The 14,551-nt window shown below is 62.9% G+C and carries 12 protein-coding genes and 2 pseudogenes; 4 read left to right on the forward strand and 10 right to left on the reverse strand.

All coding sequences use genetic code 11. The features are described 5' to 3' along the window. Together AC0ZT5_RS03425 and AC0ZT5_RS03430 are read left to right on the forward strand one after the other, a co-directional pair. Positions 1-528, forward strand: a 528-nt coding sequence (locus tag AC0ZT5_RS03425; protein ID WP_488495282.1) for a hypothetical protein, incomplete at its 5' end; no start/stop codon positions are given. Positions 529-565: 37 nt separating this feature from the next. Continuing rightward, on the forward strand, positions 566-892 hold the full coding sequence (locus AC0ZT5_RS03430) for a hypothetical protein (RefSeq protein WP_488495283.1): 327 nt from the start codon (positions 566-568) through the stop codon (positions 890-892). 933 nt (positions 893-1,825) lie between these two features. On the opposite strand, the gene AC0ZT5_RS03435 is transcribed toward AC0ZT5_RS03430, so the two are convergent. The 4 genes from AC0ZT5_RS03435 to AC0ZT5_RS03450 all read right to left on the reverse strand — a co-directional run bounded on the left by AC0ZT5_RS03435 (position 1,826) and on the right by AC0ZT5_RS03450 (position 5,358). Continuing rightward, positions 1,826-2,515 carry an RraA family protein gene (locus AC0ZT5_RS03435; RefSeq protein WP_488495284.1) on the reverse strand — a complete coding sequence of 230 codons (690 nt, stop codon included), beginning with the start codon at positions 2,513-2,515 and terminating at the stop codon, positions 1,826-1,828. Continuing rightward, positions 2,508-3,758: an alpha-hydroxy acid oxidase gene (locus AC0ZT5_RS03440; RefSeq protein WP_488495285.1), complete on the reverse strand. Its 1,251-nt coding sequence runs from the start codon at positions 3,756-3,758 to the stop codon at positions 2,508-2,510. The genes AC0ZT5_RS03435 and AC0ZT5_RS03440 overlap by 8 nt, the downstream gene beginning before the upstream one ends. After that, a complete protein-coding gene (locus AC0ZT5_RS03445; RefSeq protein WP_488495286.1) occupies positions 3,755-4,660 on the reverse strand; it encodes an SMP-30/gluconolactonase/LRE family protein in 906 nt (301 codons plus the stop codon). The genes AC0ZT5_RS03440 and AC0ZT5_RS03445 overlap by 4 nt, the downstream gene beginning before the upstream one ends. Before the next feature lie 428 nt (positions 4,661-5,088). Continuing rightward, positions 5,089-5,358 (reverse strand): winged helix-turn-helix transcriptional regulator, encoded by a 270-nt coding sequence (locus tag AC0ZT5_RS03450; RefSeq protein ID WP_488495287.1) that lies wholly within the window; start codon positions 5,356-5,358, stop codon positions 5,089-5,091. Between AC0ZT5_RS03450 and AC0ZT5_RS03455 the strand changes: the two are divergent. After that, a pseudogene (locus AC0ZT5_RS03455) lies at positions 5,312-5,939 on the forward strand (recombinase family protein); the annotation flags it as partial. The gene AC0ZT5_RS03450 and the pseudogene AC0ZT5_RS03455 overlap by 47 nt on opposite strands. Continuing rightward, positions 5,939-6,301: pseudogene (locus tag AC0ZT5_RS03460) on the forward strand (alpha/beta fold hydrolase); the annotation flags it as partial. The pseudogenes AC0ZT5_RS03455 and AC0ZT5_RS03460, both read left to right, overlap by 1 nt. A 1,016-nt stretch (positions 6,302-7,317) precedes the next feature. Here AC0ZT5_RS03460 and AC0ZT5_RS03465 read toward each other — a convergent pair. The 6 genes from AC0ZT5_RS03465 to AC0ZT5_RS03490 form a co-directional block, all read right to left on the reverse strand. Further along, positions 7,318-9,426, reverse strand: coding sequence for an ABC transporter permease (locus AC0ZT5_RS03465; protein ID WP_488495288.1), 2,109 nt, complete (start codon positions 9,424-9,426; stop codon positions 7,318-7,320). Beyond that, the gene (locus AC0ZT5_RS03470) at positions 9,423-10,328 is read right to left on the reverse strand and encodes an ATP-binding cassette domain-containing protein (RefSeq protein WP_488495289.1); all 906 of its coding nucleotides are present in this window, start codon (positions 10,326-10,328) and stop codon (positions 9,423-9,425) included. The genes AC0ZT5_RS03465 and AC0ZT5_RS03470 overlap by 4 nt, the downstream gene beginning before the upstream one ends. 285 nt (positions 10,329-10,613) lie before the next feature. Continuing rightward, positions 10,614-11,558, reverse strand: a complete 945-nt coding sequence (locus AC0ZT5_RS03475; RefSeq protein ID WP_488495290.1) for an ABC transporter substrate-binding protein — start codon at positions 11,556-11,558, stop codon at positions 10,614-10,616. A gap of 56 nt (positions 11,559-11,614) precedes the next feature. Continuing rightward, the gene (locus tag AC0ZT5_RS03480; RefSeq protein WP_488495291.1) at positions 11,615-12,391 is read right to left on the reverse strand and encodes an SDR family NAD(P)-dependent oxidoreductase; all 777 of its coding nucleotides are present in this window, start codon (positions 12,389-12,391) and stop codon (positions 11,615-11,617) included. Then, on the reverse strand, positions 12,388-13,521 hold the full coding sequence (locus tag AC0ZT5_RS03485) for an acetoin dehydrogenase dihydrolipoyllysine-residue acetyltransferase subunit (RefSeq protein WP_488495292.1): 1,134 nt from the start codon (positions 13,519-13,521) through the stop codon (positions 12,388-12,390). Before AC0ZT5_RS03485 ends, AC0ZT5_RS03480 begins: the two co-directional genes overlap by 4 nt. Further along, entirely contained in the window at positions 13,521-14,546 is a 1,026-nt protein-coding gene (locus AC0ZT5_RS03490; protein ID WP_488495293.1) for an alpha-ketoacid dehydrogenase subunit beta, read from the reverse strand. The genes AC0ZT5_RS03485 and AC0ZT5_RS03490 overlap by 1 nt, the downstream gene beginning before the upstream one ends. Between the last annotated feature and the right edge of the window lie 5 nt (positions 14,547-14,551).

A 14,551-nucleotide genomic window follows, 5' to 3' on the forward strand; every position in this document is an offset into this window, starting at 1 on the left:
GCCGAGGCTCGCTACGACCGCTACAGCATTTTCGGCGACCTCATGTACGTAAAACTGTCGGGAGAAAGCGGCACACCAAGAGGCGTCGTCGCCAACAGTGTCGAGGTCTCGTCGCAGACATTTTCAGGGCTGGTCGGAGCGGGCTATTCGATCCTCCAGAGTGACGCCGGACGTCTCGATTTTGTCGGCGCCATGAGGGTCTGGTCCGTAGACACCGACCTCGACTTCCATGGCGGTATCCTGGACGGCGTATCCGGCAGCGACGGAGCGACCTGGGTGGACGGGCTGGTTGGCGTTCGCGCGAACTACTCGCTCACGCCTGAAGTCTATCTGACGGGCTGGGGTATGGTTGGTGCGGGCGGCGCCAATGTCGACTGGGATGTCGCCGCCGCACTGGGCTACCGGTTCAACGAGCGGTTTTCGGCGGTCGCCGGCTACCGCGCGCTCGGCGTCAACTACCGCAATGACGGCTTCGTCTTCGATGTCGTCCAGCAAGGACCGATCATGGGACTGGTCATGCGTTTTTAGACCCAGGATCTACATCCGACAAATAAGGGAGGAACTGATGACAACGAAATCTACCCTGCGCAACTGCATCGTCATGGCCTTGGCTTTGGCGACTTTCGTGGAACTTGATCCGGTCTCCCTGGTGACGCGAGGATCGATGTCGTCTGAAGCGATTGCCAAGGTTGGCCAGCCTCTTACGCCCGACAGCGCAGCGGGCGTCGCGCGACGCACGACCCGGCGGACAATTCGGAGAACAAGCGTGTACGTGGCCAGGCTGCCTGCCGGTTGCGCCAAGACTTCGGTCAATGGGACGGCAATCTGGCATTGCGGCGGGAAATATTATCAGCACTCGGGTTCGAAGTACGTGGTCGTCCACGTCAACTGACAACGGTTTTGTGACTCGTACCGGGCGGTTACCGTTTTTGTGCTGGGCCTATTTCGCCGGATTGCGTCTACTGTGATCACCACAACAGCATCGTCACCGCCGTCGACCCACGTCGAGCCCGTTCGGGTGCCCACTTCGCTCAACGACGCGCTGCAGTCGACCTCGGCCGTTTTCATCGCCGCCCTTTCGTGGGCTGACCTTCGCGCGCTTTCGGTGAGCGTTGCTAAATTTCTTCGGCAATTCGGATTTGTGGCGTGACAGCCTGCGCCACGCTCGCCAAGACCACCGGCCGATGCTCGGCATTTGAGTTCGCAAAGCCAAATTCCAATCACCCCGATCCATTGCTTGATGATCCCGCAAGCACAAACGGACATGCCGTTGCGGTCCCCGTTGTCTGATTCGATGTCGCCAGGATCGATGAATCGCTGGAACAAAACACCGGCTCGGACCGTGCCGCGGCGTTAAGTCCCCAGACGACGAGCAAAAGATGAACCGCCCATAGAGCCGGCGCGAGCAACGACGAGAGAACCGTTGCGGTTCGCATAGCTAATTCCTCTCGTAGAAACTGTTAGGACGGTAGTGGCTTCCAACGCATCAGCCGCCTTTGACGTGACGCGAAGCTCCGATGGCCTAGGCATAGCTCGATCTCGTAACCGACCAATTCCGCTGGCCGCCAGGTCTGTTTCCAGCTTGTTTCGATCTCGATGCCACCCTTGGCGGAAGTATGCCCATCACGTAAAGCGTATGTCTTGCAGGAGCCCCCTATGTAGCCCCGCCCAGAGACCTTGCCTCGGCTTCGCTTGGCACCGTGGTCATCAAGCCACGGTACCGACACTGACATGACTCTGGGGCTTCGCGCGCTCGCGGTTAGGCGCCACTTCGTCGGCTATCATGTCGTCCCCTCAAATCTCTTTTGCAATTCGGCGCCCCAATTCAGTCGACGAAGCGCGTCCTGTCGGACCTGAGGACCACCTCAGCAAAGTCGGGCACTTCCAGACCCTGGCGGACCTGGGCCTCAAGAACCTGCTCGGCCGCCCTGACGGCGGCGAGCCGCGCCAGCACTGTCTTAGCTTCCAGGCGGGGTACTACGGCGACGCCATCGCGGTCGCCGACGAGTATGTCTCCCGGCGAGATAGTCACTCCTCCCAGCACCACCGGAAATCCGACCGTGCCTGGACCATTGCGCGCCGGCGAGTTCGCGATGACCCCAGCACAGTAGACCGGCAACCCGACCGCCTCGATTCCGACAATATCGCGAACGAGGCCATCCGTGATGAAGCCGGCGATCCCTTTGTTCCGCGCCATGCCGAGCACGAGATCCCCAGTGACTGCCGCACCGGCAAAGCTGTCGGTGGCCGCAACAATGACATCGCCATTTATTGCGGCATCCAACGCCCCAAACAAAGCGAGATTGTCGGCGGGGCCGCAGTGACATGTCACGGCGACGCCGATCAGCGTAGCAGTACTTGGCGATAGGGGCTTGATTGCATAGTGCAAGGCCCCGCGCCCACCCATGGCGTCGACGACGTGGCTGACGGGCACGCCCGAAAAGGCATTGATGATTTCTGCGGCAGGCCGTTCGAAACGGCGCTTGATGGTGAGCAAAGGCGGGTCTTCAATCACGTGGCAGCCTCCTAGCCTGGACGAACGAAAGACAGTCCGGCCCGAGGTCGCGCAGGGTCCGTGCTCCCATCAGTGCCATGACCCGGTCGATCTCCTTGCGATAGAGTTCGAGCACGTGTCCCACACCATCCTCGCCGGCGACCGCTAGCCCCCATAACTGCGGCCGACCGACCAGACAGCAGGAGGCGCCGAGCGCCAACGCCTTGACGACATCGGAGCCTCGCCTGATGCCGCCGTCAATCAGCACCGGTATGCGGCCGTCGACAGCCGCGACGACAGCCGGCAGCGCGTCGAGCGACGCGGCGGCGCCGTCAAGCTGGCGTCCGCCGTGATTAGATACGATGACGCCGTCGATACCGCGCGCCACGGCCTCGGTGGCTTCACCGGGATGCAGGACGCCCTTCAGCAACAACGGTCCGGTCCAAACGGTGCGCAGCCAGTCCACGTCGGCCCAGGAGAGCCCGGGGTCGAGCAGTGCGGCCATGCGGCCCGCCAGCGCGCCGACCGTCGCCGTCTCGCCGGGACGCGCGTAGTTGCCGAAGGTCAGTTTCGGGAGTCGGGTGCGCATGCGCAGCAGCCACGCCGCCTTGGTGGCAGCCGCGAGCGTCCCGGCCACGCCGAAACGCGGCGGGATTGTAAAACCGTTGCGGATGTCGCGTTCCCGGTGGCCAAGCATCTGATTGTCGATAGTGAGCACCAGCGCGTCATATCCTGAGGCACTCGCCCGATCCACCATTTCGCGGGTGAAACCGCGATCGGTATAGACGAATACCTGCATCCACCGCGGGCTGGTCCCGGTGGCTGCTATGTCCTCCAGCGTGCAGGCCGATCCGTGGCTGGCGCAGTAGAAGGTGCCAGCGGCTGCCGCGGCTCGTGCTGCCGCGCACTCGCCGTCGGGCCAGAACAGACCGGCCAGGCCGGTTGGCGCGACGCCGACCGGGATGGCAAGCTTCGCGCCGAAGAGGTCAAGGGAGAGATCCCGGATCGCTGCCCCGTTGAGCGGTCGCGGCAGAAGGGCAACCTCGTTGAACGCCTGCTCGTTGCGGCGCAGCGTTCGCTCATCCTCGGCGCCGCCGTCGGCGAAGTCGAACACCGGGCGCGGCAAGGTCCGCTGCGCGGCGTCGCGGACCGCGGCCACGCTGTACAGGCGCTTCAGCGCTGCCGGCGAAGCACGCGACACCGCAACGGCGGCACCGTCGTTTAGCCCAGGGCCAGTGTTCGAGACAGTTGAAGCGCTACTCACGGTTTCTTGTCGCCGATGCGACCATGATGCGTCGGTCCACCGCCTCCCGGGACACGCATGCAGCAGAGCGTGCCCTCAAAGGAGGGGTCGCTGCCGGTCGCCAACACGCCGGCATTTGTCACCCAAAGCATCTCGCCCGAGAAGACGCAGTTGGTCGTTGCCTTGCCGCAGATGAAGAAGCCTTCCGCAGTGCCGTCCGGCTTGAGCACATGAATGCCGTTGGCGGCAATATCCGTGACATAAAGGCGGCCATCGGCGCCGACCTTCAGCCCGTCGGGGATCGGATTAGCCCCTGGCAAGCGGCCAAGGTCTTCGACGCCACCATCAGGACGCTGGCGCTTGACGCGGCCTGTATAGGACTCGCCCCAAACGATCGAGCCGTCGGGCTCGATCGCCACTCCATTCGGGAAGGTCGGCTCTTCGAAGCCCAAGGCAAGGTACGCACTGCCATCGGGGTTGATGGCAAAGATGTAGCTGGGGTCGGGATTCCCCGGATTGTACGTGCCAGGATCGCTGAAGATAAGCCGGCCATCAGATGCAAATACGAGATCGTTTGGACCGTTGAGCCGAATGCCCGCAACTTCCGTCAGTAGGATTTCCGGCTTTCCGCCTTCGGCAACTCGCTGGATCGATGGCGTCGTCATCTCTGCGGCCCGCCAGGGTCCGGTCGTGCCGCCGTTCTGGCAGACATAGAGCAGGCCATCCGATCCGAGAACGCAGGCATTGGGCGCTCCCGCAACATACGCGAACTGGCGAGCCGTTCCGTCATGACCTATGGCCGTCAGCTGACTGCGATAGCTTTCGACGATGACAACGCGCCCATCAGGGAGCACCGTCGGGCCCTCGGGCCAGCCGAGGCCGGTGGCGACAACCTCGACCGCCAGGTTTTCAACCTCGTTCATCGCGCGATCTCCAGACCAACAGCCTACCAAGATTTGTCGGGTATAATCCAGCCGGGGCGATCTGGCGGTCGGACGTGCGGCGTGGTGGGGCTCCACAAGCCCACCCCTACCCCCGCCGCCGACAAGGCCGGGGGGCTGATCGGCATCAGGTCGCCCCGGCGGCGGCAATCTCACACGCTAGCCCTCTAGGGTCAAAGGCACTCAGCAGGCTCCCGCCAATGGCCGAGATGGGCTAGAACCGGTCGTCGGTGTGACTGGCGGTTCAGGTCTTCTCCGCGCCCCGATTGCGGACGTTGGTGCGCCGGCAACAAGGGGACAGCGGCGAATTCCGATCATGGGTTCCGCCCTGGCGGTGAAACCAAGCTGATAGCACGTGCCGGAGGCGTGATGAGCGGCGGCACTCGCATCACTGGTATGGCGCGATGCGTTCAGATGTCGCCGTGCCGCTCATCGAACCGTCGCTGGGCCTTGTCGACCTGATCAATATGCTCACAAGCCCATTGGCCGAGCGCGAGGACAGGCTTGCTGAGAGACCGTCCCAGTCCGGTGAGCGCATATTCTACCTGGGGCGGACTGGTCGGCATGATCGTGCGCGTAACAAGCCCGTCGCGCTCCAGTCCCCGCAGGGTCCGTGTCAGCATCTGTTGCGAAATGCCCTCGATTCCTCGCTTGATCTCGTTAAATCGGCGCGGTGACATAACCCTTTCGGATAGGAATCGCCCTGTGGCCAAGACAGTCTTTTATGCCCGCGTCTCGACTGCCGACCAGACGCTTGCGCATCAACGCAGGCAGGCCGAGCTAGCAGGTTTCAAGATAGATCAAGAGATTGCCGATCACGGTGTTTCCGGCATCTCGACCAAGCTGGCGGAGCGACCTTGAGGAAGGCGGCTGTTCGACATCCTCCGCCCTGGTGACACGCTGGTGGTGCGCTGGGTCGACCGGCTGGGCCGCGACTATCGGGACCTGTCGGATAGCATCCGGCTGTTCATGCGTGACGGTGTGGTGATCAAGACCGTCATCAATGCCATGGTGTTCGACGGAGCGACCAAAGACCCCATCCAGCAGGCCATTAGGGACGCGCTGATAGCCTTCATGGCAGCAACGGCGGAAGCACAGGCGGTCGCCACCAAGGAAGCCCAGAAGGCAGGCATTGAGGACGCCAAGTCCGACCCCAGGTCGTACCGTGGCAGGAAGCCGAGCTACGACCGTGAGGCATTCGACACGGTGGTTACAATGCTGGGCACGGGCTGGTGCATCAGCCATAGCCAAGGTCACGGGCTAGCTCCGCCTGTGACGCTGTCGAGTGGCGGGATTGATCTCTACATTCAGCAGGACAAGTTCCATGATCAATTCGCGGCGGATGTTCCGGAACCAGATGCAACCTTGATGGCTGCGGCGCAGCGGCCGGTCACCGAAACTGCTCTCAAAGAGGAATCAGGTGATGCCGCCTGGAAAAAGATTCCGTCGTGGTTCATCTATGGCGACAAGGACTTGAATATTCCGCCGCAGGCTCTGGGGTTCATGGCGGAACGGGCGCACTCCAAGCAAACGGTAGTCATCAAAGGGGCTTCGCACGTGGTGATGGTATCGAACCCCGCGGCCGTCGCGCAGATGATCGAGAGCGCGGCAACTGCACAATAGGTGAGACTGAACCGTTCGAGTACACCTCGACACCACGAGATCAGCAGCCTCACTGCCGATCGCTCCGGTTACGTTCCAATCCAGCCACGCGGGCCAGCCCGCGTGCTGATGCACGCATCAATGTTGAGTTAATATGCCACCCCCCACGCAGGAGCATTGGTAGGCCGACCTTTTCGAGCGGATAATGCGCTCGGATTTGGAGGGTCGGCTGCTTGACGCCTTATTCCATCAGATGCAGCGTGTGACGCCTGTCAGACTCCATCGAGACCGAGATCGCAGTTCCGGCGCTCGAAAGTCCGACCGCGGGTCGAGGACGATCTCTGCCTTCGGCGCCCGAGACATTGAGCCCCAGGCGCAGTTAGATCGACTGGCTGCGATCAACCGTAGCAGCGAAGCCGGAACCGGCAGTTCGATGAGTGGGGGGAAAGGCGGTAGCGCTCTACCGACTCGAACCCCCGGAGCCGCAAGACAGAAAGTTCGAAAAGCTTCCAGGAACCCCAGGGGAATTGGAGGCCGCATCAGACATTACGTCCCACGGATATTGCAGCGAACGTCCGCGATGAAGCGGCCAATATCGTCGGCAAAAGAGCGTCCAAATAGGACTGTCGGCGGCTCTGTCGTGGGAACGAAAAAAGAAGAGAAGCAGAACTTTCGTGTGCGATTTTTGCACACGACATCCGGCATCAAATCGAACGCGGCGAGATACCGAGTGTGTCGCGAATTTCGCGCCTCAGGACCTTCGGCGAACTCATTGACCTTCATATCGACGACATGTGCGATGTGGGCAAGCCCCCTCTCCGCTCGAAAGCTGCGACGCCTGATATCCTGAAGCGGCAGCTTGGAAAGCGCAATATGGCTGCTCTCGATCGCGAGGCGGGTGATCCGATTTGGCCGCGAACGCGCCGCCCAGGACGCAGGTGACCATCGGCAACAACAAGCTTGTCCTGTCTCACGCTGCTGCGGTTCACGGTTTGGAGGTCAGCCCTAGGGTCGGGTAGGTCTTCCGCGACGGCGATCTAACACTCGATCAGTTGATGGCCTTCGCGGGCCGACTGGTGCCGATCATACCAACCGCGGATGATGCGATCAGCCACCATTGCAACCAGTGCGATCGCCAAGCCGGACGTGAGACCTAGCCCGGCGCTTGCATTACCGAGCGCGATGTAGACCTGTTGGCCAAGATCCTTGGTCCCGACTAGGGCCGCGACCACTACCATGGACAAGGCGGCCATGATGGTCTGATTGAGGCCGAGCATCACGTTTGGCATGGCGAGGGGCAGCTTGACCTGAAACAGCAGTTGCGCGGGCGTGCAGCCACATTGCCGGCCCGCCTCGATGCAATCGACGCGTACGCTGCGGATGCCATGCTCGGTGTAACGGATCGGTGGCACGATCGCGTAGAGCATGATTGCAATCAGAGCTGTGAGTTCCCCCACCTTGAAGAACATCAAAACCGGAATGAGGAAGACGAACTGAGGTATCGTCTGCAGCGCATCCTGGACGGGCCGCAGCACCCGTGAAACCGTGTCGCTGTGTGCTGCCCAGATGCCGAGAGCCCCACCGATCGCCAAACACAACACTACCGCCAAGCCACAGAGATAGGCCGACTGCATGAAAGGCTCCCAGAGTCCCGTCAACAGGATGAAGATGCAGCTTGAGAGCGAGAATAGCGCAACTGCGCGACCGGCGCATCGCCAGGCCAGAGTGACAATCAGCGCGATCGTGGCGGGCCACGGGAAGGTGGAAAATCCGAAGAAGAAATAGAGCGCGGCAACGACTACAGCCAATGCCGGACGCCAGCCGAAGCGCAGCGCGAGGCCATAGGCGATGACGGCTACCGATGTGACGTAAACGACGATCACTGTTGGGGTTAAGGCAATGCCCCAGGAGAGCGGCGTTACAGCGCGGATCATGCCAATCCGGAGCGGCAGGATAAAGTAGTAGAGAACCCCGTTCTTGAAAGTCTCGATCGGGCCGTCAAAGCGCGTAACGAGGCCCAACACCCAATGATTGACTGCATCGGCGTCGATCAGGCCTCGCGTGGAGGCAAAAGGGAGCGTGACGGCGATCCCGCTCAGTGGGATGAGCCACGCGCCAATCAGTGCTATGGCGATGACGCTCCACATGCGCCGGCTGGTGAGCCAGGCCGGGTGCGGCGCGGCGCCACCGTGGCCGGCCAGGCCGAGCGTGATCCGGTCCATGACCATGGCGAGAAGCGCAATCGCACCGCCGGCGAGCAAGCTCTGGCCGAACGCGGCCGCGCGCATCGAAGAAAGGACTTCCCAGCCGATATCCGCGAAGCCGCCGATTATCGAGGCGATGATCATGATGCTAAACGCGGCCATCGTCGTCTGGTTGATCCCAACCAGGAGCTGAGGTGCCGCCGTCGGCACATCCACCAGCCAGAAGCGCTGCCGCGGCGTGCAGCCGCTCATCACGCCGGCCTCGGCAATGTCGCTCGGGACACGCTCAAGGCCCAGTATCGTATTCTTCACCATGAAAGGGATGGCATAGACGGCGCTGGCAATCAGCCCGACCACCGGCCCGAATCCGAACAGCAGCAGCAACGGGATGAGATAGGCGAAGGCTGGCATTGTCTGCATCACGTCTAGCGCGACGTTGATGGTCCCCCGCGCCTGTTTCACATGAAAGGCGAGGACGCCAATAGCGAATCCTACGAAGACGGAGATTGGAATGGCCAACAGGACGAGAGCCATGGTGTTCATGCTCTGGGGCCAGTATTTGGTCACCAGGAGGTAACCGAGCGTAAAGATCGAAAAGGCGGCGAGGCGATAGCCGCCGGCACGGAGCGCGATAACGCCGACCACGAGCATCGTTATCGGCCAGGGAAGCCATTGCAGGCCAGTCTGCACACCCACCATCGGCCATTTGAGCAGCCAGGAGATGCCGCGAAATACCGGCCGAACCAGGTCGGTGACGACGGCGCTCCAAGCGTCCACCCATTGTGCTATTGGCGCGACCCAATCGGAAGGATAGGTGGCGAGCCAAGGCAGGACGCCGCGTAGCGCCAGGCAAAGCACCGTAAAGAATACCGCCGCCATCCAGACCGACAGGCCTGCATCCAAGTGCAACCGCCGCGGTGCGGCTGTGTTGAACGTATTCAATGCCGCCGTTCCCTGTCTCGCTCAAGGAGCTGCAATACGGTTTGGCGATCGATAGTCCCCACAATTTTTCCGGCTGCATTGACCACGCGGAATCCGGTGATGCCGGTGGCGACCTTGGCCACGAGCTCCTCCACGTACACCGTGTCCGGCACAGTCTCGACGCACGGGCCGCAGTCGACGCCGCTCTTAACTGCAATATCGGCCGCATGGACCGCGCGAAGCAGCGATATGTCTTCGACAAACTGCGCCACGTAGTCGTCGACCGGCTTGCGCAGGATATCGGTTGGCCGACCGATCTGGATGATCTCGCCCTGGCGCATGATGGCGATCCGGTCCGCCAGGCGGAAGGCTTCCTGGATGTCGTGGGTGATGAAGACGATGGTCTTGCCGAGTTTCTTCTGGAGCCTTAGAAACTCGTCTTGCATCTGCCGCCGGATCAGTGGATCGAGCGCCGAGAACGGTTCGTCGAGGAACCAGAGCCCCGGCCCGACCGCCAGCGAGCGTGCAATTCCCACGCGCTGCTGCTGGCCACCGGAAAGCTGATGCGGAAAAGCCGTCTCGCGTCCTTCGAGGCCGACCAGCGCAATCATTTCCCTCGCCCTCGCATACCGCTCGTTCATGGAACATCCCTGGACGCGGAGCGGAAAGGCCACGTTGTCGAGGACGCTCAGATGCGGCAGCAGCCCGAAATGCTGGAACACCATGCCCATGCTGCTGCGGCGTAGCTCTATCAGCCGCTGTGGACTGGCGGCGAGCAGGTCCTCGCCGTCCAGGAGCACCTGGCCATGGCTGGACTCGATCAGACGCGAGAGACAGCGCAGCAATGTCGATTTTCCGGAGCCGGACAGGCCCATGACGACGAAAATCTCGCCGACATGGACATCGAAGCTGGCATCGATCACCGCCGGGATTTGCCCGTTCCGCTTGAGCCGTTCGCTTACAGTGCTCGGGTCGCCGGAAACGAGTTCCCCCTTTCGGACGAGGCGTTCGGCGTGGGCGCCGTAGACCTTCCATAGGCTTCGGCAGGACAGCTTCACGGGCCGCTCCGGCTCCGCCTTAATCATGGCGCAGGCTCCCCTCTCGTTAGGATCGGTGTTGGAGTCATGTGCCGATCGCCGTTCTCCGGGGCGCCGACGCCCTGATATCTCGAGATGCCGCCGACGCCAGGTTGTCGAGCGGTTCTCGCATCAGCGCGTGGCCTCCTGCACCCAGGGCTGCCAGACATCCTGATGCTGGTCGATCCAGGCGTTGACGACCGTATCGATGTCCTGGCCCTTCCTGTCGATCGCCAGGATCATCTGCTGCTGGGTGGCCGCGTCCTCCCGGAACGCCTTCAGGAATTCATAGGCCGCTGGCCATTTGTCCTTGAAGCCCGACCATACCACCTTGTGGACCTCGGGAGGATTGATGCAGTGATCGTTATCCTGCGATTTGCAGGGCGGCATCGTCACCCATCCCATGTCGGCTTCCGCGAAGATGTAGTGCGGCGCCCAGAACATCATGAGCAGAGGTTTCTTGGCCGCCACCGCGGATTCTAGCTCGGCAACCATCGCGCCCTCGGACCCGCCCGGCACGGTGGTCAGGGGCAGGTTGTTGTCTTTGATGATCTGCGCGGAGCGGGAGCCCCAGTCGGCCGGGTAGTCGAGCAGGCGGCCGTTCGGGAAGGTGTCCGGGCTCGTCAGCGCCTGGACGCAGCCCGGCTTGGTGAGCGCGGTCCAGTCCGGCAGGCCGGGGCAGACATCCGTCATGTACTTGGGATAGACCCAGCCCTCCTTTGTCTCGAGGCCGAGCTGGCCAATGTCTTCCACCTTCCCCTCCTTCAGCACCTTCGGGAAGATGTCGCCCACATTGTTCATCCAGATCTCGAGCGTCACGTCGAGCGTACCGTCAGCGAGGCCCGTGAACTGCGGATAGCCACCCGCGGTCACATACTCGATCTTGTAGCCCATGCGTTGCAGAAGGGTCCCGACGATATGTGTGGTCACGTGCTGGCCGGTCCATTCGGCCATCACGAGCTTGATGGGCTCGTCCTTGGCCCCCATGTCGGCGGCCCGCGCCGCACCGGATCCCATTGCGACGAGCATCGCCACGAGCGAGCCTGAGGTGAACTTGAAAAACCTCGACTTGGACATCTCTTCTCTCCCTGTTGTCATTGTCCCAGTTTTCTCTACGACGACGGAACCCGATGTCAGTGCGACGTCAGTCCGCCGTCGATGTTGATCGACTGTCCGGTGACGCTCGGCGCAAGCGCCAGATAGATTGCGAGGTCTCCGATCTCCTCGGGCGTCTGCGGCCGGCCCTGCGGCACGAACTCCAGCACATGCCGCTGCCAGGACTGCTCCGCCGTTTCCCCTTGATCTCTGAATTCGTCCGACAGCATGTCCCACATGTGCGTTTTCACGACACCGGGGCAGATCGCGTTCACGGTGATGCCGTCGCGAGCGACCTCCTTGGCGAGGGAATTCGTGAAGCCGAGCACCGCATATTTTGAGGCGCTGTAAAGCGCCAGCTTCGGGTAGCCGTCCTTTCCGGAAATCGAGGAGATGTTGATGATCCGCCCGAAGCCATTGCGCTTCATCGCGGGGACCGCGGCCTTGCACGACAGGAACACGCCCTTGGCATTGACATCCATCACCCGGTCCCATTCCGCTTCCGCCAGGTGCTCGACAGCGGCGACGCTGATGACCCCGGCGCAGTTGACGGCGATGTCGAGCCGGCCGAATTGCCGTTCGACATGCGCCACCAGAGCGACGAAGTCGTCCCATTTCCTGACATCGACGACACGCGACTCAGCCCGCCCGCCTGCTCCGCGGATTTCCGCGGCAACGGCCTCCACGGCTTCTGCCTCGATGTCGGTTACGACGACCCCGGCGCCCTCGCTCGCAAGCGCCAGCGCAATGCCGCGCCCGATGCCACGGCTTGCACCCGTCACATAGGCGGCGCGTCCTGCCAGCCGACCGGTCATGCCGCTGCTCCCACATGCGCGGAGAGGATGGCGTTGACCTTCTTCGCGGCCTCCAGCTGGGGCATATGGCCGACGCCCGGCAGCAAAAACGCGGCAACCGACGCAGGAAGCTGGCCTAGCGGGTCAGGCGACAGGATGGCGTCCTCCTCTCCCCAGATGACAGTGACAGGGATCGCCGGATTGTCGGCGCTCCAGGTCGCCAAGGCCGACAGCAGCACTGTGCGCTGGCGCCCATCCGGGAAGCAGGCCGCGATGATCTTCGAGAGAGCCGCCTCGGCGCCGTCCAGCCGCTTGTTGCGGGCGACCCGGTCGGCGAACTCACGGCCCACCATCGAGGGGTCGGCAAACAGCCTGCCCAGGCATTGCTGCAGGTCGCGCGTCTTCCTGGCGGCAAGAAACTCGGCCGGGAAGGTGGGATCGATCTCCTCGGCAAGGCTGGCAGGCGCGATCAGGGCGAGCGAGGCGACACGGCCTGGATGTGTCAGCGCCAGTTGCAGGGCAGTGCCTGCCCCGAGCGAATGGCCCACCAGATGCGCCCGCTCGAGCCCAAGCGCGTCCATCGCCTGCCCGACCGTTTCGGCAAGCTCCGCGAGATCTCCGATCCGTATCTCCTTCGTCGACTCGCCGTGCCCCGGCAGGTCGATCGCATAGACCGCCCGGTCGACGGCCAGGGTCGCCTGGGTCATCTGCCAGGCGTCGAGATCGCCGCCGAGGCCGTGGATCAGCAGGGCCGCCGTACCGCCCTCGCCGACCCGCAGATAGCGGAGCCTGCGTCCATCGGGCAGATCGAGCTGCTCAGGCTCCGGCGCCTGCGCTAGGGCCGCCTCGGCGGCAGCGCTCTCGGCGAAACGGGCGATGAAGGCGTCGACCTCGGCGTCGGGCACGGTCTCGTCGGCGAGGATGCCGATCAGGGCGCCACAGGTCCGCGTTTCCCCCTCGGCGATGACATGTCGGCGCAGCACGCCGGCCTCCTGCGCTTCGAGCATGTTGTTGACCTTCGTCGTCTCGATTTCGGCCAGCTCCATGCCCGGCGCGACGCGCGCACCTTCGGGCACAACCCATTCGACCAGCGTTCCCTCTTCCATGGACAGGCCCCAGGTCGGCATCGATATGGGTGTGATCTGCATCATCATCGCTTTCGATCGGCGTAATCGTTGACCAATTGCCGGGCGGCGGCTTCGACCTGTCCGGCATTCGGGATGTAGGCGGCCTCCAGCACTGGCGCGAAGGGGACCGGCGTGTGCGGAGCGGTCACGCGCCGGATCGGCGCCTTCAGGGCGGGGAAGGCCTTGTCCGCGACGAACGCCGCGATCTCGCTGGCCACGCTGCAGCGCGGATTGGCTTCGTCGACCACCACGAGGCGGCCGGTTGCCGTGACGCTCTCCAGGATGGTGTCCTCGTCGATCGGTGAGGTCGTGCGCGGATCGATGACCGTCGCATGGATACCGGACGCCGCGAGCCGATCGGCGGCCTCCAGCGCGACATGCACCATCCGCGCCAGCGCGACGATCGTCACATCTGCCCCTTCGCGTAGAACGGAGGCTTCGCCGAAGGGCACCGTATAGGCCTCGTCGGGCACCTGCCCCTCGATGTCGTAGAGCTTGGTGTGCTCGAGGAAGATGACCGGATCGTCGTCGCGGATGGCTTCGATCAGCAACCCCTTGGCGTCATAGGGCGTCGACGGGATGACGACCTTCAGGCCCGGAACATGGGTGAAGAAGGAATAGAGACATTGCGAATGCTGCGCGCCGGCGCTGAAGCCGGCACCGAACATCGCCCGGATGACCAATGGCGTCTTCGCCTTTCCGCCGAACATGTAGCGAAACTTGGCGGCCTGGTTGTATATCTGGTCGAAGCAGACGCCGATGAAGTCGACGAACATCAGTTCGGCTATCGGCCGCAAGCCAGTGACGGCGGCGCCCGCCGCCATGCCCATGATGGCACTTTCGGTGATCGGCGTGTCGATGACGCGCTCGCGGCCGAAGGCACCGACCAGCCCGCGCGTCACTCCCATGACGCCGCCATAGGCATCGTCCACCCCGGTACCGCCGGCGCCGCCGGCGACATCCTCTCCGATCACCACCACGCGCGGATCGCGCCGCATCTCGGCATGGAGCGCTTCGTTGATCGCTTGGCGGAAGGTCTTCTTTGACATGCGGT

The organism is Mesorhizobium sp. CNPSo 4670 (assembly GCF_057784235.1).